This is a genomic window from Xanthomonas sp. BRIP62409 (assembly GCF_003992965.1).
Taxonomy (GTDB): domain Bacteria; phylum Pseudomonadota; class Gammaproteobacteria; order Xanthomonadales; family Xanthomonadaceae; genus Xanthomonas; species Xanthomonas euroxanthea.
In genome coordinates, this window is record NZ_QEZJ01000027.1 from 82,862 (window position 1) to 104,940 (window position 22,079).

Sequence of the window (22,079 nt, forward strand, 5' to 3'; positions counted from 1 at the left end):
GTTGCACGCAGCGGTCGTTTCCTTTTCCCACGGTGACGCATGAATTTCCACGAATACCAGTCAAAACAGCTGCTTGCCGAGTACGGCATCCCCGTTCCGGCCGGCAAGGTCGCGGCGACCCCGGACGAAGCGGTTGAAGTCGCCAATTCCCTGGGCAAGGGCCCCTGGATGGTGAAGGCGCAGATCCACGCGGGCGGTCGCGGTAAGGCTGGCGGCGTCAAGTTCTGCAAGACCACCGACGACGTGAAGGCCGCAGCGGCCAAGATGCTCGGCACCAAGATGTCCACCTACCAGACCGCCGGCGTCGAGCTGCCGATCAACCTGGTGCTGGTGACCACCGCCGGCGAGATCGTCAAGGAGCTGTACCTGTCGATCCTGGTCGACCGCGGCACCAAGACCATCACCTACATCGCCTCCAGCGAGGGTGGCGTGGAGATCGAGCAGGTCGCCGCCGAGACGCCGGAGCTGATCCACTCGCTCAACGTCGATTTCGTCGAAGGCGTGCAGGGCTACCACGGCCGCGATTTCGGCTTCAAGCTCGGCCTGACCGCCAAGCAGGCCGGCCAGTTCGCCAGCATCATGGTGAACCTGTATCGCCTGTTCAACGAAAAGGACCTGGCGCTGGTTGAAATCAACCCGCTGGCCATCCTGGACGACGGCAACCTGTACGCGCTGGACGGCAAGTTCGACAGCGACGACAACGCCGCGTTCCGTCAGAAGCAGCTGGTCGCCATGCGCGACAAGACGCAGGAAGACGAGACCGAAGTGACTGCGTCGGAGCTGGACATCAACTACGTCACCATGGACGGCAACATCGGTTGCATGGTCAACGGCGCCGGCCTGGCCATGGCCACCATGGACGTGATCAAGCTCAACGGCGGCGAGCCGGCGAACTTCCTGGACGTGGGCGGCGGCGCCAACAAGCAGCGCGTCATCGAGGCATTCAAGCTGATCCTGTCCTCGGACAAGGTCGAAGGCATCTTCGTCAACATCTTCGGCGGCATTGTCCGCTGCGACATGATTGCCGAGGGCATCATCGCGGCGGTCAAGGAAGTGGGCGTCAAGGTTCCGGTCGTGGTGCGCCTGGAAGGCACCAACGTGGAAGAAGGCAAGCAGCTGCTGCGCGACAGCGGCATGGCCATCATCCCGGCCGACAACATCAACGACGGTGCCAAGAAGGTCGTCGAAGCTGTCAAGAACGCCGCCTGATTCACGACACCGAAGGAACTATCCATGTCCGTTTTGATTAACAAGAACACCAAGGTGATCGTGCAGGGCTTCACCGGCCAGCAGGGCACCTTCCACGCTACTCAGATGATCGAGTACGGCACCCAGGTCGTCGGCGGCGTGACGCCGGGCAAGGGCGGCACCACGCATATTGACCTGCCGGTGTTCAACACCGTGGCCGATGCCGTCAAGGCCACCGGCGCAGACGCGTCGGTGATCTACGTGCCGCCGCCGTACGCGGCCGATGCGATCCTGGAAGCGGCTGCGGCCGGCATCAAGGTCATCGTCTGCATCACCGAAGGCATCCCGGTGCTGGACATGCTGCGCGTCAAGAACGTGCTGACCCGCTCGCATCCGGACACCGTGCTGATCGGGCCGAACTGCCCCGGCGTGATCACCCCGGGCGAGTGCAAGATCGGCATCATGCCGGGCCACATCCACAAGCCGGGCAAGATCGGCATCGTGTCGCGTTCGGGCACCCTGACCTATGAAGCGGTCAAGCAGACCACCGAAGTGGGCCTGGGCCAGAGCACCTGCATCGGTATCGGTGGCGATCCGATCAACGGCCTGAACTTCGTCGACTGCCTCAAGCTGTTCAACGAAGATCCGCAGACCGAAGGCATCATCATGGTCGGCGAAATCGGTGGCGACGCCGAGGAAGCTGGCGCCGAGTACATCAAGCAGTTCGTGAAGAAGCCGGTCGTCGGCTTCATCGCCGGTGCCTCGGCTCCGGCCGGCAAGCGCATGGGCCACGCCGGTGCGATCGCATCGGGCGGCAAGGGCACTGCCGAAGGCAAGTTCGCGGCGATGGAAGCCGCTGGCGTCAAGACCGTCCGTTCGCCGGGCGATCTGGGTGCGGCGATTGCTGCGCTGGTGAAGTAAGCACGCCGCGCGCGCAAGCGTGTGAGCGTCAGAGAGGCCGCCTTCGGGCGGCCTTTTTTGTGGGTGTTTGGAAGCATGCCCTCATCCGCCCTTCGGGCACCTTCTCCCGCAGGCGGGAGAAGGGAGCAACAGCAACAGCAAGAACGACAGCAAGAGCAAGAGCAACAACAGCAAGAGCAAGAGCAAGAGCAGGAGCAGGAGCAAGAGCAGGAGCAAGAGCAAGAGCAAGAGCAAGAGCAGGAGCAAGAGCAAGAGCAGGAGCAAGAGCAGGAGCAAGAGCAGGAGCAAGAGCAGGAGCAAGAGCAGGAGCAAGAGCAGGAGCAAGAGCAGGAGCAAGAGCAAGAGCAGGAGCAAGAGCAGGAGCAAGAGCAGGAGCAAGAGCAGGAGCAAAAGCCCGGTCATGTTCTCAAGCACGCCAGGTTTGTCGTTCCCCGGCAGATCGACGGAGCACATCGCGGTCAGGCAACTGCCGCTGCCCAAGCCCCCGCCGGCAGCGACATCCCCTCTCCCGCCTGCGGGAGAGGGGTAGGGGTGAGGGCGCTTCCCGCGCGGCGATCTCCGACGCCAAAGCGCCATCGACACCGATGGCGCCACCCGGGCGGCACCAGTCACCGTGGCCATCCTCCTGCCGAGAATGTCGATGCGCCACGCCGCCAAGACCGGATTCGCCAAGCGCCTGCGTCGTGAGATGACCGCCGCCGAGCGCGCGCTTTGGTATCGGTTGCGAGATCGGCGTCTGATCGGCTTCAAATTCCGGCGTCAGGTCCCCATCGGGCCCTACATCGTCGATTTCGTCTGCCTCGCCCGGGCGTTGATCGTCGAAATCGACGGTAGCCAGCACCTGCTGCCGGGTGCGGATGCCACGCGCGATGCTTTCCTGCGCCGCGAGGGCTTCCAGGTGCTGCGCTTCTGGAATAATGCGGTGCTGGCGAGTGGCGACGACGTCTGCGAGATGATCGCGCGAGGTCTGCTTGCGGCTCGTCCTCCCTTTCCGCTTCCGTGCTTCGGAAAACACACGCACAAGGCCGTTGACATGTCCCAGACGCTCCGCATTGCCATGGCGCAGTTCGACTTTCCGGTCGGTGCCGTGGCGCGCAATACCGATCGCATCATCGACTTCATCGCGGCAGCGCGCGATGAGTTTGATGCGGACATCGTGCTGTTTCCCGAGCTGGCGATCAGCGGTTACCCGCCGGAAGATCTGCTGCTGCGGCCCGGTTTTCTGGCCCATTGCGAGGAAGCGCTGGCGCGCATCGCCGCCGGCACGCGCGGGGTCGTGGCGGTGGTCGGCTGGCCGCAGAGTGCCGGCAGCGTGGTCTACAACGCCGCCAGCGTGTTGCGCGACGGGCGCATCGAAGCGACGTACCGCAAGCGCGAGCTGCCCAATTACGCGGTATTCGACGAGCGCCGCTATTTCGACGTGGACCCGGATGGCGACAACTGCGTGGTCACGGTCAAGGGCGTGCAGGTGGGCGTGGTGATCTGCGAGGACCTGTGGTTTGTCGAGCCGTTGGCCAGGACCGTGCAGGCCGGCGCCGAGCTGGTGCTGGTGCCCAACGCCTCGCCCTACGAGCGCGGCAAGCATGCGCAGCGCGATGCCTTGCTGGCCGAGCGCACCCGCGAGAGCGGGGCGGCGATCGCCTATCTCAACGTGGTCGGCGGGCAGGATGCGCTGGTGTTCGACGGCGCCTCGGTGGTGGCCGATGGCGACGGCACCGTACATCCGGCCGCCGCCGCGTTCGTCGATCAGTGGCTGGTGGTGGACTACGCCGCCGGCGAGCGCAGCTTCACCCCGGTGGTGTGGGTGGACGACGGCGACGAAAGCATGGATGCGCTGGCCTGGCGCGCCGTGGTGCGCGGGCTGCAGGACTATTGCCGCAAGAACGGCTTCAGCAAGGTCTGGCTGGGCCTGTCCGGCGGCATCGATTCGGCGCTGGTGCTGGCGATGGCGGTCGACGCGCTGGGCGGCGACAACGTTACCGCGGTGCGGCTGCCGTCGCGCTACACGGCCAATCTATCCAACGACCTGGCCGACGAGCAATGCCGCGTGCTGGGCGTCAAGCTGGAAACCATCGCGATCGAGCCGGCGTTCGAAGGGCTGCTCGCCGCGCTGGGGCCGATGTTCGAAGGCACCCAGCCGGACATCACCGAAGAGAACCTGCAGTCGCGCAGCCGCGGGGTGATCCTGATGGCGCTGTCCAACAAGTTCGGCGGGCTGTTGCTGACCACCGGCAACAAGAGCGAATACGCGGTGGGGTACGCCACCATCTACGGCGACATGTGCGGCGGCTACGCCCCGCTCAAGGACCTGTACAAGACCGAAGTGTTCGGCCTGGCCAAGTGGCGCAATACCGTAGGCGGGGCGCCGGTGATTCCGCCGGCGGTGATTTCGCGCCCGCCCTCGGCCGAGTTGCGCGACAACCAGACCGACCAGGATTCGCTGCCGCCCTACGATGTGCTGGACGGGATCCTGTATCGCTACGTCGACCAGGAGCAGTCGCGCGACGACATCGTCGCGGCCGGCTACGCCGCCGATACGGTGGAACACGTGCTGCGGCTGGTACGGCTCAACGAATGGAAGCGCCACCAGGCCGCGCCCGGGCCGAAGGTGTCGCGCCGCGCGTTCGGTCGCGAGCGGCGTTACCCGATCACCAATGGGTATTCAGGGCAATAGCCCGAACGGCTATTCCGGCCGGTAGCCCGGTGCGCCAGCCACCGCTGCGGCGGCCGGCGCCTGGGCGAAGCGGGTGAGCAGGTCCAGGGTCGGCTTGGGCCGCGTCAGGTCGTACATCAGGCCGAAATGGCCTTCGGCGCCCTCGATGCTGGTCTGGTCCAGCAATTCGTAGACGTTCACCTCGGACACCACGTCGGCGTAGTTGTCGCGCACGTTGCGCAGCAGCTGCGCCAGGCTGTCGTAGCAGCCGCGGTCGCCTTCCGCGCCGCCGGTGGTGTTGCCGGTGTAGATCTCCGCACAGTTCAGCTCGTTGAAGAACACCGGCGTCTTGTAGGTCTGCGCCGCCGTGCGTAGCTGGCCCAGGTACAACGCGCTCCAGTAGCCGGCGTCCTGGTGGAAGGCGTAGTAGTGGAAGCTGATGTGGTCGAAGTTGAAGCCGGCCGCCTTGGCCTTGGCCAGGAACCACAGCGAGCCATTGCGGTCACCCGGGCAGCGTGCGTTGGCGCTGCGGTCGTCGCTGTTGCAGGCGGTGATGTTGATGGTGAAGCGCAGGCCGGCGCCCAGTTCGTTGGAAGCCTGGCGCATGCCCAGGTACATCGTGGTCATCGCCGCGATGCGGGCATCGGCCTCGGCGCGCACCAGATCCTGTTCGTTGCCGATCTCCCAGACCTTGATGTCGGCCGCATAGCGACGCGCCAGCTGGTAACCGATCTCGCGCGACATCGGGTACACCATCGGGCGCAGCGTGATGCCGTACTTGCGCGCCAGCGGGACCAGCGCATCCAGCGTGGCGTAATCGCGCGGGTCCACATCGAAGCGGTAGCTGCGCAGATTGCGCGCGGCCAGCAGCTTGAAGCGGGCCTCGGCCTGGGCGATCGGGTAGGCGGAGCGGCTGTCGTGGGCGTTGACGCCGTAGACGATGGGAGCCGCGCTGGCGGTGGTGGTCATTGCCGCCAGCAGCAGGCCAAGCATGAACGGGACGATGCAGCGGGACATGCGGCCTCCTGGCGGGCGTCAGCGGGAATGATCTTGCCGAGGCCGAGTATAGGCAGCGCGCAGGCGCGGTTCGGTGACCTGGTGCCAGGTCCGGCGAGGTGAACGCAACTGCGGCAGGCAAGCGCGCTCGGCGGTGCGAGGACGCGTGGCGTGCAGGCGTGCACGTCCGTAGTGCGGGACGATCGATCTGTCGCTTGATCGGGCCTGGCTGTCGTCAGGCACGGCAGGCGCCTGCAACACTCAGTCGCGCCGCTGCCACCGGCATTGCGGCAGCGGCATTGCCGCAATAAAAAAGGGGCCTTGCGGCCCCTTCTCATCACACCGGCGGCTGATCGCTCAGTCGCGGCTCATCTGTGCATTGCGCTGACCGGTGGCGGCGGACTTCTCGCCGGCGAACGGGTTGAGCTTGCGGATGGCCCACGGGTACTTCGGCCAATTGCCGGTCAGCCACGGATGCTGCGGGCTGTTGAGCTCCAGCACGCGGCGGGCATCGGCGGCCAGGGTCTTGTTGCCCAGGTGGGTGTAGGCCTCGGCCAGCACCGCCACCGCGTCGTATTGGTAGGCGCTCTGCGGATAGGTTTCCAGCAGGTAGTTAGCGCGACCGGCCGCCGACACCCAGGCATTGCGACGCAGGTAGTACAGCGCGTTGTCCAGTTCGTGCTGGGCGAACACGTCGCGCAGCTCGATCATGCGCTTGCGCGCATCCGGCGCGTAGCGGCTGTTCGGGTAGCGGTCGGTCACGGTGTTGAAGTCGTTGTAGGCCTGCTGCGGCGAGGACAGGTCGCGGCGGCTCGGGTCCAGCGACCAGACGCGGCGCAGGAACACCGTGTCGCGGTTGCTGTTGGCCAGCCCGCGCAGGTAATACAGGTACGAGATGTTGCGATGGGTCGGGTAGGTCCGGATGAAGCGGTCGACGCTGGAGACGGTGTCGTCGTGCTTGCCGGCCTTGTACTGGGCGTAGGCGGTTTCGATCATCGCCTGCTCGGTGTACGGGCCATACGGGTACTGGGCGATCAGGCGCTTGTAGCTGGCTTCGGCGCCGGCCCAGTTGCCTTTCTCCATCAGGTCGTGGCCCTTGCCGTAGAGCTGCTCGACCGGCATGCCCTCGTCGGGATTCTTGTCCTTGGCGCCGCGGTGGCAGCCGGTGACGACGAACGCCATGACCAGCATGAGGGCAATCAGGCGCGCAGGCGCGGAAAACGTGGACCGTCGGATCATGGGTCTGGGCAGGACGCATCAGGAAAACGAGAGCGCGATGATAGCCTAGTGGCCTGTCCGGCGACTGACTCCCGCCGCCCGGACCCCCAAATTCCCGCTTTTGCCCGAGTGCCTGTGTCCATGTCCGACCCATCTGCCGACCCCCTCGACCCGTCCATCCGCCAGGCCATCGTGCCCGACAACGCCGCAGGACGCCGTTTCGACGCGGTGCTGGCCGAGCTGTTTCCCGAATTCTCGCGTTCGCGCCTGTCGGAGTGGATCAAGTCCGGCGATGCGCTGCTGAACGGGGAAATGGCGCGCCCGCGCGACACCTTGCGCGGCGGCGAGAGCGTGCAGGTGCAGGTGGTGCTGGAAACCCAGACCCATGCCGCGCCGCAGGACATCCCGCTGAGCGTGCTGTACGAAGACGACCAGGTGCTGGTGATCGACAAGCCGGCCGGGCTGGTGGTCCACCCTGGTGCCGGCAACCCGGACGGCACCCTGGTCAACGCCTTGCTGTTCCGCGACCCGGCGCTGGCGGCGGTGCCGCGCGCCGGCGTGGTGCACCGGCTGGACAAGGACACCAGCGGGGTGATGGTGGTGGCGCGCACCGTGCAGGCGCAGACCGCGCTGGTGGAGCAGCTGTCCGCACGCGATGTGCATCGCCAGTACCTGGCGGTGGTGGTGGGCGCGCTGGTCTCCGGCGGCACCGCCAATGCGCCGATCGACCGCCATCCGCGCGATCGGCTGAAGATGGCGGTACGCGACGACGGCCGCGATGCGGTCACCCATTACCGCCTGCGCGAGCGCTTCCGCGCGCATACCGCGCTGGAATGCCGGCTGGAAACCGGGCGCACCCACCAGATCCGCGTGCACATGGCGCACCTGAAATCGCCGATCGTCGGCGACCCGCTGTACGGCGGCGCGCTGAAGCTGCCCAAGGGCGCCAGCGACGAACTGGTGCACGAGCTGCGTACCTTCAAGCGCCAGGCATTGCATGCCGAAACCCTGGAGTTCCTGCACCCGGTCAGCGGCGAGCCGGTGCGCGCCAGCGCGCCGGTGCCGGCCGACCTGCAGCGGCTGATGAGCGCGCTGCGTGAAGACAGTGCACGCGCCGCCGAGCTGGCACGCCGCTGACATGGCCGCCGCCGCGCCCTTCGTGCTGCCGGCCGACTGGCCGGCGCCGCCACGCATCCATGCGCTGACCACGCTGCGCTACGGCCTGGGCGGCTCGCTGGCGCCGTTCGACACGCTCAACCTCGGCAACCGCCACAGTGCCGAGGGCGACGTGCCGGAGCAGGTGGAACGCAACCGGGCGCTGTTGGTCGAGGCGCTGGCACTGCCCGGCACCCCGCAGTGGCTGCGTCAGGTGCATGGGGTGGAGGTGCTGCGCGTCGATGCGCCCGCGCCTGCGTCCGGCGAGCAGGTGGGCGCGGCCGGAACTGCCGCCCCAGCTGCGCAGGAACCGGTTGCCGACGCAGCGGTGACCGCGGTGCCCGGCGTGGTGCTGGCGATCCTCACCGCCGACTGCCTGCCGGTCGTGCTCGCGGCCAGTGATGGCAGCGAAGTGGCCGCCGCGCATGCCGGCTGGCGCGGCCTGGCCGACGGCATGCTGGAGCGCAGCGTGGCGGCGATGCGCACGCCGCCACAGCAGGTGAGGGCCTGGCTGGGGCCGGCAGCGGGGCCGCAGGTGTATGAAATCGGCGAAGACGTGTTCAACGCCTTCGTCGCGCACGATGCGCAGGCGCACGCCGCGTTCGTCGCGACCCGCCCGGGGCATTGGCGGGTGGATCTGTATGCATTGGCGCGTCAGCGCCTGCAGCGTGCCGGTATGCCGGCCAGCGCCATCCACGGCGGCGGGCTGTGCACCATTTCCGAGCCGCAACGCTTCTTCTCGCATCGTCGCGACCGCCGTAGCGGACGCATGGCCACGCTGGCCTGGATCGCGCCCTGAGCATGCCGTTGTTCGTGCTGGGGCTGGACGCGTTCGCGCAGTTGCCTGCGCCGGAGCAGCACGCGCGGTTTCTGGACTAGCGCCGCAGCCCGATGTGGGGCGCACATGGGCGCGATGGGCTTACTGGTAATGCTTCGTCGCGCCCGGGTGCGCTCCTACGTAGCGTGGCGATTTTCACGACGGCTCGCTGATTCGCAGCGTTGGTCGGTCGCGCGTGCTGGATGGGATGGCAGACAGGTGTAGGAGCGCACCTGGGCGCGATGGGGCGTTACCGGGAAAGCCTTATCGCGCCCAGGTGCGCTCCTACGGTGATTCCGTGCCGGCGGCTTACGCTGCGGCGTTTCCGAAACTTGCGCGCACTACCTTCGGGGTGCCGCCGTGCGCAGGCTGCAGGCGGAAGATCGACACCGCATCGGCCAACTCCACGGCCTGTTCTTCCAGACTGCGCGCGGCGGCGGTGGCTTCTTCCACCAATGCGGCGTTGCGTTGGGTGACTTCGTCCAGTTGCGCGACGGTGCGGTTGACCTGTTCGATGCCGCTGGATTGCTCGGCGCTGGCGGCGGTGATCTCGCTCATGATGTCGGTGACGTGTTTGACCGAGCCGACGATCTCGCGCATGGTCGCGCCGGCGCGGTGCACCAGGCCCGAGCCCAGTTCGACCTTGTCGGTGGAGTCGGCGATCAGCGTCTTGATCTCCTTGGCCGCATCGGCCGAGCGTCGCGCCAGCGCGCGCACTTCCGAGGCGACCACCGCGAAGCCGCGGCCCTGTTCGCCGGCGCGTGCGGCTTCCACCGCGGCGTTGAGCGCCAGGATATTGGTCTGGAAGGCGATGCCGTCGATGACGCCGATGATCTCGCCGATCTTGCGCGAGGCAGTGCTGATCTGGCCCATGGTGGACACCACATCGTCCATCACCTGGCCGCCGTTCTGCGCGACTTCGCCGGTGCCCACCACCAGCCGATTGGCCTGCAGCGCGCTGTCGGCGTTCTGCTTCACGGTGGAGGTGAGTTCCTCCATGGAGCTGGCGGTTTCTTCCAGATTGGCGGCCTGCTGCTCGGTGCGCTCGGACAGGTCGGTGTTGCCGGCGGCGATTTCCACCGCCGCGCGGCGGATGGTGTCCGATGCGATCTGGATGCCGCCGATGATCTCGGTCAGCCGGGTCACGGTCTGGTTGGTGTCGTCGCGCAGACGCGCGAAGATGCCGTGCGCATCGCCATCCACGCGCTGGGTGAGGTCGCCTTCGGCCAGTGCGCCGATCACCCGCGCCAAGGCGGCCAGGTGGGTTTCCACCGAGTCGTAGATGCGGTTGATGCCCTGCGCCAGCGACAGCAGCACGCCGTCCATGCCGTCAATCTGCATGCGCCGGCTGAAATCGCCGGCCGCGGCGGCATCGATGATCTGGATCAGCGCCTGCTCGGCGTTGACCTGCGCGGTGACGTCCATCCACTGCGCGATGGTGCCCAGCTTGGTGCCGTCGGCGGCGATGATCGGGCTGTAGACGAAGTCGATCTGGCGGCCGAAGAACGGCGCGCGCACCGCCTTGGAGGCGGTCAGCGCACGCATGCGGTCGATCGCGGCCTGGCTGTCGGGATAGATGTCGCCGATGCTGCCGCCGACGAAGCCTTCGGCATGGAAGCTGGGACGGAAGCTCTGCACATCCGGCTCGATCAGCTTGAGCATCGCCAGCAGTTTGCGGTTGGCGAACAGTACCTGGCCGTCGTCGTCGGCGATGCGGATCATGGTGTCCAGATCGTCCAGCGCCTTGATCACGAACTGGCCGTGGCGCAGGCCCTGTTCCATCACATCGATGCGGATGGCCAGCTTGTCCTGGGTCGCCTGCAGGGCGTGCAGCAATGGCGCGAGTTCGCCGGAGGCGGTGCGCAGATCCAGGCGCTGAAAGCGCCCTTCACCGATGGCGGTCACCGTGCCGATCGCCTGTTGCAGTTGCGGCAGACCGCGACGGCGTGCCCACCACCACAGCCCAGCACTTGCCGCGCCCAGTACCAGCAGCGCCGGCAGCAAGCGGCCCAAGCCGGTCCAGACACCGCCGGGCAGCAGCGTGGCGGCGTAGAGCGTCAGCAAGCCCAGCAGCCCGATCTGTGCAGCGGCAGGCAGCCATGCGGCCGTGCTGGCACGCGCAAGGTTCCGGCCGGAAGGCGGGCGGGAGACGGCGGTGGCATCGGGTGAGGGCGACATAGGCTGAGTCCAACTGAGTGATTCGGAGTGGGGAGCGGCGTCCTGCGCTGCATGGGCTGCTATGGGGTATCGGCGGCCGAGCCCGAATCATGACGGCGTGAAATCACCGTTCGTCGGAATCTGCCGACCAGGCCCCCAAAAATACCGATGTAGTTGATTTGGAAGCGGTTTCAGCGCTGCCCGGTGTGCTGCGGAACCGTGATTTGCAGCCGAATACCGGTCTTGCAATTGTAAATTTCACGTGAAATATCGGCGGGCTCCGTAAACACTTCGTAGACCGCGACGCCACGCAGTCCGATCGCATGCACGCCACCAAGACTGGCCAGCGGCGCCATCGGTGCAACGCGACGAACACGAAACGAAGCGCGGGGAATCGGGAGTGGGGATTGGGGAATCGGGCGCGCCATCAATCCAGCCCAGCCCTGAAAGACGACGGAAAAGCGCTTTTCCCATTCCCGAATCCCGATTCCCGATTCCCCAAAAAAAAACCGGCCATCTCACGATGACCGGTCTATCGATGCCCAACTAGCTGACGTTACACCGGCTTACTTCGCCGGCTTGGCGCCCGCGTCATCCGGCAGCGCCCAGGCGATCACGCTGTCGCCCGACTTGGTTTCCATTCGGTCGTGCCCACCCACGGCGGCCACGATGTACTGCTTGCCGTCGATGGTGTAGCTCAGCGGGGCGGCCTGCGGGCCGGCCGGCACGCGGGTCTCCCAGACCTGCTTGCCGGTGCGGGTGTCGAAGCCGCGCATGAAGTCGTCCAGGGTCGCGCCGATGAAGGTCACGCCGCCGGCGGTGGCCAGCGAGCCGCTGTTGTTGGGCGTGCCGATCTCGAACTTGGTCTTGGACGGGATGCCCATCGGACCCTGGTCGTAACCGGTGCCCAGCGGACGCCGCCAGAGCACCTGCTGGGTGCGCAGGTCCACGCCGGAGATGTAGCCCCACGGCGGTGCCACGCACGGCGTGTTGAGCGGCGACATCCACGGCTCCTTGCGGGCGCCGTAGGCCAGGCCCTTCTGCGCCATGTAGCCCGGCGTCTTGCTCTTGCCGTCGAACACCGACACCACGCCCAGCTCCTTCATCTTTTCGCGGGTGTAGACCTGCAGGGTGTAGGGCAGGCGATTGCTGTTCATCACCATGATGCCGCGCTGCAGATCGACCGAGACGCCGCCCCAGTTGATGCCGCCGTGGTTGCCGGTAAAGGCCAGCGAGCCCTGCAGGGTCGGCGGGGTGAACATGCCTTCGTAGCGCAGCTGCTTGAACTGGATGCGGCAGGCCAGCTGGTCGAACGGGGTCATGCCCCAGGCGTCGGATTCGACGATGGTTTCGTACTCGCGGCTCGGTGCGCCCACGGTATTGGGCATGCCCGGCGAGATCGGCTGGGTGGCCGCGGTCCAGTCGCCATGATCGGTGCCCTGCGGCACGGCGATCTGCTTGACCGGCATGAGCGGGGCACCGGTGGCGCGGTCCAGCACGAACACCTGGCCGGACTTGGTGGCCTGGATCACCGCAGGGCGGGTAGCGCCGCCGGCGACCGGCCAGTCGACCAGGTTCGGCTGCGGGCCGATGTCGTAATCCCACAGGTCGTGGTTGACAGTGCGGAAGTGCCAACGCTCCTTGCCGGTGGCCGCATCCACGGCAACCAGGGAGGCGGTGTATTCCTCATCCTGCGGGGTGCGGCCCTTGCCGAAGAAATCGCCCGAGGCATTGCCGGTCGGCAGATACACCAGGCCCAGTTCGTCGTCGGCGGCCATCAGCGACCACACGTTCGGGGTGGAACGGGTATAGGTCTGCCCGGCCGGCGGCTCGGCGGTGATCGCCGGGTTGCCCAGGTCCCAGGCCCAACGCAGCTGGCCGGTGAGCGCATCGAAGCCGCGCACCACGCCCGACGGCGCATCGCCTTCCTGGCCGTCGCGCACCTGGCCGGTGGGCTGGATCACCACGCCGCGCATCACCACCGGCGGCGAGGTGGGGCCGACGAAGCCCGGCTTGGTGTTGCCGGTGCCGGCATTGAGATCGACAAAGCCGTTGTTGCCGAAGCTGGTGCACAGCTTGCCGGTCTGCGCGTCCAGCGCGCCGAGGCGGCCATCGACCATCGGCCAGAAGATCCGCGTCGGGCACTCGGCGGTGCCTTGCGGCGCCTGGTAGTACGACACGCCGCGGCAGGTGGTGGCGGCAACGCCGGCCATCGCCTTCGGATTGGTCTGCGGGTCGAAGCGCCAGCGCTCCTTGCCGTTGGCTGCTTCCACCGCGATCACCTTCTGGGTCGGGGTGCAGATGTAGAGCAGCTCGCCGACCTTGAGCGGGGTGTTCTGGAAGGCGTAGCCCAGCTTGGAGCCGGCCGGCTTCAGATCGCCGGTATGGAACTCCCAGGCCACCTTCAGGTTCTTGGCGTTCTCCGGGGTGATCTGCGCGCCGGGGGTGTAGTGGTTGGACAGGTTGGAGCCGGCGTACGAGGTCCAGTTGCTGGCATCGTGATTGGCCGCGACGTTACCGTCCGGGCTGGGCACGTTGGCGCGGCTGAACGGCGTCGCATTCTCGGCCGGCAGCTTGGAGGCATCGGCCAGTTCGACATTACGCGGCACCAGCAGCGGCCACAGGATCAGCGTCGCGCCCAGGATCGGCAGCACGCCGGTCACCAGCACATAGCCCAGTCCCGACAGCGGCTGCATACGGCGGCGGGCCACGCCCCAGAACGGCAGCAACACCAGCCCCAGCACCGACATCCAGGCCAGACGCGGGACCAGGCCCCAGCCATCCAGGCCCACTTCCCACAGCGCCCAGGCGATGGTGGCCGCCAGCGTGGCGCCAAACAGCCACAGGCCGGCACGCTTGCCCAGCGCCAGCAACACGCCGGCCAGGAACAGGCCGATGCCAGCCAGCAGGTAATACCAGGAGCCACCGACGGCGACCAGGCGGCCGCCCTCGTAGGCAAGCACCGCACCGAGCACGGCGATCACCACGGCATAGACCACCAGCAACCAGGTGCCTAGTCCACGTTTTGAGGATTGATCAGTCATTTTGAGATGTCAGGAAGGACCCAGGCACCGGCAGGCGGTGGCGAGTCGTGGAGGGAGCAAGATCACAGGCTGGCAAAGGGCGGCCTTGGATCCAACAAAAACGTCCTAAAGCAGAACGTCCGGATATGAACGCGCAGCCCCTCCCAGGGTCCTCAGCGCTACTCATGCATATATTTTAGACCGCAATGACGCTTGTGTCCGTGACGGAATGAGAACCAACGTTCCAGGCCATGCGGTTGGGGCGCTGGAATTGCTCAAATCCGATATGGCTGGAGATTGCTGCAGGCGTCAGTCGGTGTTTGGTGCATTCGTGCGCCGCGACAAATGCAGGATCCTGCAGTAGTTCTATTGAGTTATTGACTCAAACGGTGAGGCGGGGATTTGGCATTCGGGAGCCGGGATTCGTAGAAGCTGGACTTTGCGCTTCGGACATTTCCCCTTGTACGTGCACGTCCATTTGTACGTGCACGCGTACCCTCATCCGCCTTTCGGGCCCCTTCTCCCGAGGGGAGAAGAGGGGGGCGCTGCCGGTGCGCAGCGCGTCTGTGCTGATAGCGTGGTGCTGGCAGCCTGCGTTGCGGACAACGGAGTCAGATATCTGCAAGTGCCTGCAAGTAGCGCTGGCGCCAGTGATTGATGTTGTTCTTGCGCAGATGATCCATCATCGCGCTCCAGCGTTCGATGCGGGTTGCCAGCGGCATGCTTGCCGCAGTGGCGATCGCGTCGGCCACGCCGTCCAGATCGTGCGGATTGACCAGCAGTGCCTCTTTCATTTCATCCGCTGCACCGGCCAGCAACGACAGCACCAAGACGCCCGGATTCTGCGGATCCTGCGCCGCGACGAATTCCTTGGCGACCAGGTTCATGCCATCGCGCAGTGGCGTGACCAGGCCAACCGAGGCCGCGCGATAGAAACCGGTCAACGTCGCATGGCTGAAGTTCTGATTGACGTAGCGCAGCGGCGTCCAATCCGGCTCTGCATGTCCACCGTTGATGTGGCCGGCGATCTGTTCCAGCTGCCCGCGCAACTGGCGATACTCGTTGACGTCGCCGCGCGATACCGGCGCGATCTGCAGATAGGTCAGGCTGCCGGATTGGTCCGGATAACGCTCCAGATAGCGCTCGAAGCCCTGGAAGCGTTCCGGCAGGCCCTTGGAATAATCCAGCCGGTCCACGCCGATCGCCAGTTGCCGGCCGCGCAGGCTTTCGCGCAGGTCGCGCACCGCCTGCTTGCCGACCGAGGCCTTGGCCTGGTTGGCGATCAGGTCGGTATCGATCCCGATCGGGAACGCCGCAGCACTGAAGCGACGCCCGCCGGGGCCTTCGACGATGTCGCCGTCGAGAATGCGGCCGCCGCCGAACAGGCGCACATAGGCCTTGAAGCGCTCGGCATCGCGCTGGGTCTGGAAGCCGACCAGGTCGTACGCGTAGAACGTACTGAACAAGCGCGCGTGATCCGGCATCGCCTGCATCAGGTCGGCCGAGGGCATCGGCACGTGCAGGAAGAAGCCCATCTTGCAGCCTACACCCAGCTCGCGCAGCATCGCGCCCAGCGGAATCATGTGGTAATCGTGGATCCACAGCGTGTCGCTGTCCTTCAGCAACGGCGCCAGCTTTTCGGCGAATAGCCGGTTGACGCGCATATAGCCTTCGCGGGTGGCGCGGTCGTAATCGACCAGGTCCAGGCGGAAGTGCAGCAGCGGCCACAGCGTGCGATTGGCGAACCCGTTGTAGTACGAATCGATGTCGCGCTTGTTGAGGTCCATGGTGACGAACTTGATGTCGCCCTCGGTCTGTTCGTGCATGCCGCCGCTGTCGCCGCGGACGGTCTTGCCGCTCCAGCCGAACCACACACCGCCGCGCTCCTTGAGCGCAGCCAACAAACCAACCGCCAGCCCGCCGGCGCGGTTTTCGCCGGGCACTGCAACGCGGTTGGATACCACCACCAAACGACTCATGACGCCTCCTGCCAGCTCCGCGACAAGCGCATCGCTGCGATGATCAAGCCCACATGCGAATAGGTCTGGGGGAAATTCCCCCAGGCTTCGCCGTCTTCAAACGATAGATCCTCCGACAGCAAGCCGAGGTGATTGCGGCGCGAGAGGATGCGTTCGAACAATTCACGCGCCTCCTCCTTGCGACCGATCGCGGCCAGCGCGTCGATGTACCAGAACGTGCAGATGGTGAAGCTGGTTTCCGGCTCACCGAAGTCATCCGGTGCGATGTAGCGATACAGCGCATCGCCATGCTTGAGCACGCGGCCAACCGCTTCGACCGTGCGCACGAAGCGGCTGTCGTCGTTGGCGACGATGCCGATATCGGCCAGCAGCAACAGCGATGCATCCAGGCGATGACCGCCCAGCGTATCGGTGAAATGGCCGCGCTCTTCGCTCCATGCCTCGCTCAGCACGCGTTCGCGGATGGTGTTGGCGCGTTCGCGCCAGTAAACGCTGCGCTCGGGCAGCACCAGCCGGTCGGCGATCTTGGAGAGGCGGTCGCAGGCAGCCCAGCACATCGCGGCGGTATAGGTATGCACTTCAGCGCGGCCGCGGAATTCCCACAAGCCGGCATCGGGCACGTTGTGCAGCGCGAACGCGCGTTCGCCCAGCGGCTCCAGGCGGCGGAAGGTGTCCGCATCGCCCTGATCCTTCAGGCGCAGATCGAAGAACAGTTGGGTGGACGCCAGCACCACGCTGCCGTAGACATCGTGCTGCTGCTGGATCCAGGCCAGGTTGCCGCGGCGTACCGGGCCCATGCCGCGGTAGCCGTCCATCGTTTCGATTTCGTGCTCTTCCAGCTGCGATTCGAAACCGATGCCGTACAGCGGCTGCATGGTGCCGTCGGCGGTGGCGATGTTGAAGATGTAGCCGATGAACTGCTCCATCGTGCGGGTGGCGCCCAGGCGATTCAGCGCACGCACCACGAATGCGGCGTCGCGCAGCCAGCAATAGCGGTAATCCCAGTTGCGCGGGGTGTTGGGGGCTTCCGGGATCGAGGTGGTCATCGCCGCGATGATGGCGCCGCTGTCTTCGTACTGGCACAGCTTGAGCGTGATTGCGCTGCGGATCACCGCTTCCTGCCAGTCGAGCGGAATCGACAGGTAGCGCACCCATTCGCGCCAGTATTCTTCGGTGCGTTCCTGCGCTTCCTGCACATAGCCGGTGAGCGAGCGGGTCAGCGATTCGTCCACGCCCAGCACCAGGTTGACCGGGTGGCTGAGCACGAACGGCAGGCCGTCGCGTACGAAGCGTACCGGCACGTCGGTGGTCAGGCGCAGGGTGAATTCGGGCAGCACCCAGCGGATGTGATTGCTGCCCCAGGTGGTTTCCGGGCTGCGTCCGCCCCAGTCGGCCAGCGGGCGGGCGCGCACGATGATGCGCGGGTTGCCTGCGAGCGGGCGGATCTGCCGGATGATGCTGACGGGCCGATAGAAACGCCCGTTGTTGCGCCAGCGCGGTGCAAAGTCGATGACTTCCACTTCGCCGCCGTGGTGGTCGCGCAACACGGTGCGCAGCACTGCGGTATTGGGCAGATAGTGTTGCTCGCTGCTGGCGAAGTCCTCCAGCTCCACGGCAAAGTCACCGCCTTCGCGCTTGGGCGAGAGCAGCGAACAGAACGCTGGGTCGCCGTCGAAGGCCGGCAGGCAACTCCACACCACGCGTGCCTGCCGATCGACCAATGCCCCAAAGCTGCAGTTGCCGATGACGCCCAGATCCAGGTTTGGCTCGGTCATGGAGTGCGAACGATCCTTTTGAAGAGAAGAGGGGAAGGCGCGCTGCACTCAGACCCGGCGCGCATTGCGTTGCAGCCACGCATGCACGTCGGCAGTGCCGTCAACGCGGAAGCGCGCGCTGGTTTCGGCGCGACCGCCGACCAGCACGCTCCAGCCGCCGAGACGATTGGCCGCTTCGAAACCGAATTCGTCGGTGAGGTCGTCGCCGACGAACACCGGCGTGCGGCCGGCGAATGCGCCCTGCTGCATCAGTTGTTCGACCGCCAGGCCCTTGTTGCTGCCTTCGGGGACGAATTCGACCACGTGATCGCCCGGTTGCAGGCGGTACCCGGAAAGCTGGGCGATTTCCTGCTGCGCGAAGGCGAGCACCTCGGGGCCGGCGAGCGGTTGCGCGCGCCAGTGCAGCGCGACGCTGACGCCCTTGTCTTCGACCAGCACACCAGGGTGCCGGTGCGTGAGTGCGGCGGCGCGTTGGTGCAGGCCATGCAGCCACTCGGAGGTGTCCTGCGGCATCGCCGCGCGCGCAGCGATGTCGCTGCGAAGTTCGTGCCCGTGCAGGCCGGCGGCCGGGAGCAGCAACGGCGCAAACAAGGCGTCGAGCTGCGACAGCGGTCGTCCGCTGACCAGTGCCACTGCGCCATGCAGGCGCTCGCTCAGCTGGCCGATGGCCGCGCGGACCTCGGGCAGGAGCCGCACAGCCTCGGGGCTGTCGGCAAAGTCGATGAGGGTACCGTCCACGTCCAGAAACAATGCACAGGCATCGTCCAGCAATGGCGGCGACGGAAGGGGGGAGTGCACGTCTGCCATCGCGCTAGTGTGCGCAAAGCGATGTGATATTCAGGTTATGCAACAGCGGGGATTGGGGATTCGGGAGTGGGGATTGGCGACGAGCCGCCCTTGCCAATCCCCCAATCCCCAATCCGCCAATCCCGGCGTCAGAAGGTGTAGCGCACCCGCCCATACCAGTACGCGCCATTGCTGCCGATCGGCGAGAGCACGTCGTAGGGCAGGTTGCCGAAGTAGGCGATGTCGTCGATGGAACGGTCCGAATAGTTGTCGAGGATGTTCTGGCCACCGATCGCCAGCGTCCATTGCGTGCCCAGGTGGTACTCGGCTTCCAGGTCCAGCTGCCATTCCGCGCCGTAGGTCTGGCGTGGCACGAAGCCGCCGCCGAAGTCGAACACGCGCGTCGCACTGCCGTAGCGGTTGACGCGGGTCTGCAGGTTCCAGTGCTCGTTGTTCCAGTTGGCGGCCAGCGCGGCGCGTGTGCGCGGCGCCGCATCGGTGAGCGTGTTGCTCTCTTCGATGCCGAACAGCACGTAGTCCGGGTCCAGCGCCAGCAGCTGCGCCGGGGTGCCGATGACGTTCTTCAACTCGGTCTTGGCGTAGCTGTAGGTACCGGTCAGCAGCAGGTCGCCGCCGAAGGCGTACTGGCGCCAGTTGCCGACCAGCTCGGCGCCGCGGGTGCGGGTGTCGGCGGCGTTGAGGAAGTAGCTGGCGCTCTGCACACCGCTGACGCCGAAGTTCTGCTGCACGAAGTCCGTCAGCGCAGTGCCGGTGATGTCTTCGGACAGCGCGATGCGGTCGTCGATGTCGATCTGGAAGAAGTCCAGCGACAGGTCGAAATGATCGCCCAGCTGGCTGGTGAAGCCCAGGCTGTAGTTGAGCGATTTTTCCGGCTTCAGGTCGGTGGCGCCGAGCGCGCGGGCGATCGGGTTGTAGACCGACAGCAGGCGGCCCTGGGTCAGGCGACCGGCCGCGTCATAACCAGTGGACGTGGCTTCGTAGCCGATCTGGCTGAGCGAGGGTGCACGCACGTTGTTGGAGACCGCCCCGCGCAGCGCGAATGCCGGGGCGAACGCATAGCGCGCGGCCAGCTTGCCGGTCCACTGGCTGCCGAAATCCTGGTAATGCTCGTAGCGGCCGGCCAGGTCGGTGGAGAACTTGTCGCCGAACTGGCTGGACACGTTGGCATAGGCGCTGGCCACGTTGCGCGACAGGTCGGCCTCGTCCTGCGGGCTCAGGCCGCCGCCGGCCTGCGAGCCGGTGGGGCGATCGGTGAACGGGCCGGCCGCATAGCTGGCCGGGTCGCCGGCATGGGTGCGGTATTGCTCGCGGCGGAACTCGGCGCCGGTGCCGAAGGTATGGGTGGCGCCGGCCGCATCGAACACGCGGGTCAGATCCAGGTTGGCCACGGTCTGCGCAAAGGCGAAGTCGCCTGTCTTGAAGCGCGTGGTGCTGCCGGGGCCGAGCGAGGCGTTGAGCGAATTGCGCAGCCGGTAGGTGAAGTCGTTGCGGCCGTAGTTGACGCTGGCGTCGTAGTCCCAGTCGCCGAGCTGCCCACGGGCGCCGGCGACGATCTGCAGATCGCGATTCTCGCCTTCGGAAATCGGACGGTAGCCGTTGGGGTAGATCTCGCGCCAGTTGGCGCTGCCATCCGGGTAACGGAAGTAGTTGGCGCCTTCGGTGTCGCGCTGGTTGTAGGTGCCGAAGGCGTAGAACTCGCCGTTGGCGCTGAAGGGGACCTTGGTGTTGAGCCAGGCGTTCAGGCCCTTGGTGGCGCCATCGCCGAGCACGTAGTTGCGGCGGCCGGCCAGGGCCAGGTTGGCCGGGGTCTGTTCTTCGAACGATGGAATCTGGTCGAAGCCGGCGCGATTGGTCGCTTCGCGATTCTTCAGCTCCAGGCCGATCTTGAAGAAGCCGCCGTCATCGCCGAGCAGCGTGCCGACCTTGGCGCTGGCGTAGCTGGTCTGGCCATCGGTGACACGGCGGTTGATCGGCTCCACATCGGTGTTGTAGGCACCGAAGCTGGCTTCCAGCTCGCCGCGCTCGGGGTTGTCGTCCAGGATCACGTTGATGACGCCGGCGATCGCGTCCGAGCCGTATTGCGCGCCGGCACCGTCGCGCAGCACTTCGATGCGCTTGATCGCATTGATCGGGATGGAATTGAAATCCACCGGCGTGGTGCCCTTGCCGATCTTGCTGTCGGTATTGACCAGCGCCGAGGTATGCCGGCGCTTGCCGTTGACCAGCACCAGCACCTGGTCGGGCGAGAGGCCGCGCAGCTGCGCGGCGCGGATATGGTCGGCGCCGCCGGAGTTGGACTGGCGCGGGAAGTTGAACGAGGGCAGCAATGCCTGCAGCGCGCTACCGAGCTCGCCATTGACCACGCCGGCCTTGCGGATGTCCTCGGCTGTGAGCACGTCCACCGGGACGGTCGATTCCAGCACGGTGCGGTCGCTGGCGCGGGTGCCGGTGACGATCACGGTGTCCAGCGTGGTGGCGCCGGGGGCGGCCTGCTGGGCCTGTGCATTGGCGCTCAACGCGGCCGCGACGGCCAGGCCGATGGCCGAAAGGGTGGGGCGGGTCATGTCTCTCTCCTGCAACAGCAACTGCGAACGCGCCGCGCGGTCGGCATCCGGCCGGGCAGGGCGCAAAGGGGTTCGGATCGTCCACATTCATCCGGATAGAGAGATATTATCGCGTTGTTCAGGCGCGTGCGAGATGGCACAGTGCGCGCACGCCGGCATCAGCTGATGCCGGCCCTGCATGAGCCTGCCCCCGATCCGTCGTAACCGTACCCGTTGTGGAGAAGTCGATGAAGTTGCTGCCGTCCTGCCTACTTGCCGCCACGCTGGCGCTGTCCGCCTGCGCCACCACCCCCGGCGGCGCGCCGGGGTCGACCACTGCCAGCCTGCAAGGCGATGCGGCGCGGCCGGCGACGGCGCACGGTTGGGTGCGCAGCGAGCTGTACTTCGGTGTGGGCCAGGAGACCGGTCCGGCCGATCGCCCGCAGACCCGCACCATCGACGACACGCAATGGCGCGCGTTCCTGGACAAGGAAGTGACCCCGCGCTTCCCGGACGGGCTGACCGTGTTCGATGCCTACGGCCAGTGGCTGTTTCGCGGTGCCAAGGAGCCGAACCGGCTGGGCACCAAGGTGCTGGTGATCCTGCACGAGGACACTCCGCAGCGGCGCAACGACATCGAGGCGATCCGCCTGGCCTGGAAGCAGGCCACCGGGCACCAGTCGGTGCTGTGGTCGCGGCAGGCGGTGGAGGTGTCGTTCTGAGTGGTGCCGCTTGGCGCGGCCGCCGTACCTGCGGTGCGACCGCGGCGTGGGCAGCGGCACCGGCGAGTGCTGCGCGTGCGGTGCAATGATGCGCCACATCCGTGCCTTTACAGCGGGCAGCTTCG

General features: G+C 66.4%; 16 protein-coding genes and 1 pseudogene. 7 read left to right on the forward strand and 10 right to left on the reverse strand.

What is annotated here, in order from left to right; all coding sequences use genetic code 11:
* Positions 1–39: 39 nt before the first annotated feature.
* Together sucC and sucD are read left to right on the forward strand one after the other, a co-directional pair.
* On the forward strand, positions 40–1,209 hold the full coding sequence (gene sucC / locus EO170_RS16865; RefSeq protein ID WP_016901264.1) for an ADP-forming succinate--CoA ligase subunit beta: 1,170 nt from the start codon (positions 40–42) through the stop codon (positions 1,207–1,209).
* 24 nt (positions 1,210–1,233) lie between these two features.
* Complete coding sequence (gene sucD / locus EO170_RS16870; RefSeq protein ID WP_047124757.1) at positions 1,234–2,109, forward strand: succinate--CoA ligase subunit alpha; 876 nt, start codon at positions 1,234–1,236, stop codon at positions 2,107–2,109.
* An 81-nt stretch (positions 2,110–2,190) separates the two neighbouring features.
* Here sucD and EO170_RS21540 read toward each other — a convergent pair whose 3' ends face one another.
* Positions 2,191–2,781, reverse strand: a complete 591-nt coding sequence (locus EO170_RS21540; RefSeq protein WP_164741079.1) for a hypothetical protein — start codon at positions 2,779–2,781, stop codon at positions 2,191–2,193.
* On the opposite strand from EO170_RS21540, the pseudogene EO170_RS21645 reads away from it, so the two are divergent.
* Together EO170_RS21645 and EO170_RS16880 are read left to right on the forward strand one after the other, a co-directional pair.
* Positions 2,750–3,109, forward strand: a pseudogene (locus EO170_RS21645) (DUF559 domain-containing protein); the annotation flags it as partial. The gene EO170_RS21540 and the pseudogene EO170_RS21645 overlap by 32 nt on opposite strands.
* 33 nt (positions 3,110–3,142) lie before the next feature.
* Complete coding sequence (locus EO170_RS16880; RefSeq protein ID WP_206514029.1) at positions 3,143–4,783, forward strand: NAD+ synthase; 1,641 nt, start codon at positions 3,143–3,145, stop codon at positions 4,781–4,783.
* A 9-nt stretch (positions 4,784–4,792) separates the two neighbouring features.
* On the opposite strand, the gene EO170_RS16885 is transcribed toward EO170_RS16880, so the two are convergent.
* A complete protein-coding gene (locus tag EO170_RS16885; protein ID WP_126946713.1) occupies positions 4,793–5,779 on the reverse strand; it encodes a hypothetical protein in 987 nt (328 codons plus the stop codon).
* A gap of 336 nt (positions 5,780–6,115) precedes the next feature.
* Positions 6,116–6,997, reverse strand: a complete 882-nt coding sequence (locus tag EO170_RS16890) for an outer membrane protein assembly factor BamD (RefSeq protein WP_104583641.1) — start codon at positions 6,995–6,997, stop codon at positions 6,116–6,118.
* Between the two features lie 120 nt (positions 6,998–7,117).
* Between EO170_RS16890 and rluD the strand changes: the two genes are divergently transcribed.
* Both rluD and pgeF read left to right on the forward strand, forming a co-directional pair.
* A complete protein-coding gene (gene rluD, locus EO170_RS16895; RefSeq protein ID WP_126946716.1) occupies positions 7,118–8,113 on the forward strand; it encodes a 23S rRNA pseudouridine(1911/1915/1917) synthase RluD in 996 nt (331 codons plus the stop codon).
* Between the two features lies 1 nt (position 8,114).
* A complete protein-coding gene (gene pgeF, locus EO170_RS16900) occupies positions 8,115–8,930 on the forward strand; it encodes a peptidoglycan editing factor PgeF (RefSeq protein WP_126946833.1) in 816 nt (271 codons plus the stop codon).
* 327 nt (positions 8,931–9,257) lie between these two features.
* Here the strand turns inward: pgeF and EO170_RS16910 are convergent, their stop codons facing one another.
* The 7 genes from EO170_RS16910 to EO170_RS16935 form a co-directional block, all read right to left on the reverse strand.
* Positions 9,258–11,126, reverse strand: a complete 1,869-nt coding sequence (locus EO170_RS16910; protein ID WP_126946719.1) for a methyl-accepting chemotaxis protein — start codon at positions 11,124–11,126, stop codon at positions 9,258–9,260.
* Positions 11,127–11,296: 170 nt separating this feature from the next.
* The gene (locus EO170_RS21545) at positions 11,297–11,461 is read right to left on the reverse strand and encodes a hypothetical protein (RefSeq protein ID WP_164741081.1); all 165 of its coding nucleotides are present in this window, start codon (positions 11,459–11,461) and stop codon (positions 11,297–11,299) included.
* Between the two features lie 210 nt (positions 11,462–11,671).
* Positions 11,672–14,110: a glucose/quinate/shikimate family membrane-bound PQQ-dependent dehydrogenase gene (locus tag EO170_RS16915; RefSeq protein ID WP_206514030.1), complete on the reverse strand. Its 2,439-nt coding sequence runs from the start codon at positions 14,108–14,110 to the stop codon at positions 11,672–11,674.
* 629 nt (positions 14,111–14,739) lie between these two features.
* A complete protein-coding gene (gene otsA / locus EO170_RS16920) occupies positions 14,740–16,107 on the reverse strand; it encodes an alpha,alpha-trehalose-phosphate synthase (UDP-forming) (RefSeq protein ID WP_024939412.1) in 1,368 nt (455 codons plus the stop codon).
* Positions 16,104–17,882, reverse strand: coding sequence for a glycoside hydrolase family 15 protein (locus EO170_RS16925; RefSeq protein WP_126946725.1), 1,779 nt, complete (start codon positions 17,880–17,882; stop codon positions 16,104–16,106). The genes otsA and EO170_RS16925 overlap by 4 nt, the downstream gene beginning before the upstream one ends.
* 48 nt (positions 17,883–17,930) lie before the next feature.
* The gene (gene otsB, locus EO170_RS16930) at positions 17,931–18,689 is read right to left on the reverse strand and encodes a trehalose-phosphatase (RefSeq protein ID WP_126946728.1); all 759 of its coding nucleotides are present in this window, start codon (positions 18,687–18,689) and stop codon (positions 17,931–17,933) included.
* A gap of 128 nt (positions 18,690–18,817) precedes the next feature.
* The gene (locus tag EO170_RS16935; protein WP_104583704.1) at positions 18,818–21,253 is read right to left on the reverse strand and encodes a TonB-dependent receptor; all 2,436 of its coding nucleotides are present in this window, start codon (positions 21,251–21,253) and stop codon (positions 18,818–18,820) included.
* Between the two features lie 227 nt (positions 21,254–21,480).
* Here EO170_RS16935 and EO170_RS16940 point away from each other — a divergent pair, with 227 nt between their 5' ends.
* A complete protein-coding gene (locus EO170_RS16940) occupies positions 21,481–21,954 on the forward strand; it encodes a DUF3574 domain-containing protein (RefSeq protein WP_119131083.1) in 474 nt (157 codons plus the stop codon).
* Positions 21,955–22,079 lie beyond the last annotated feature (125 nt).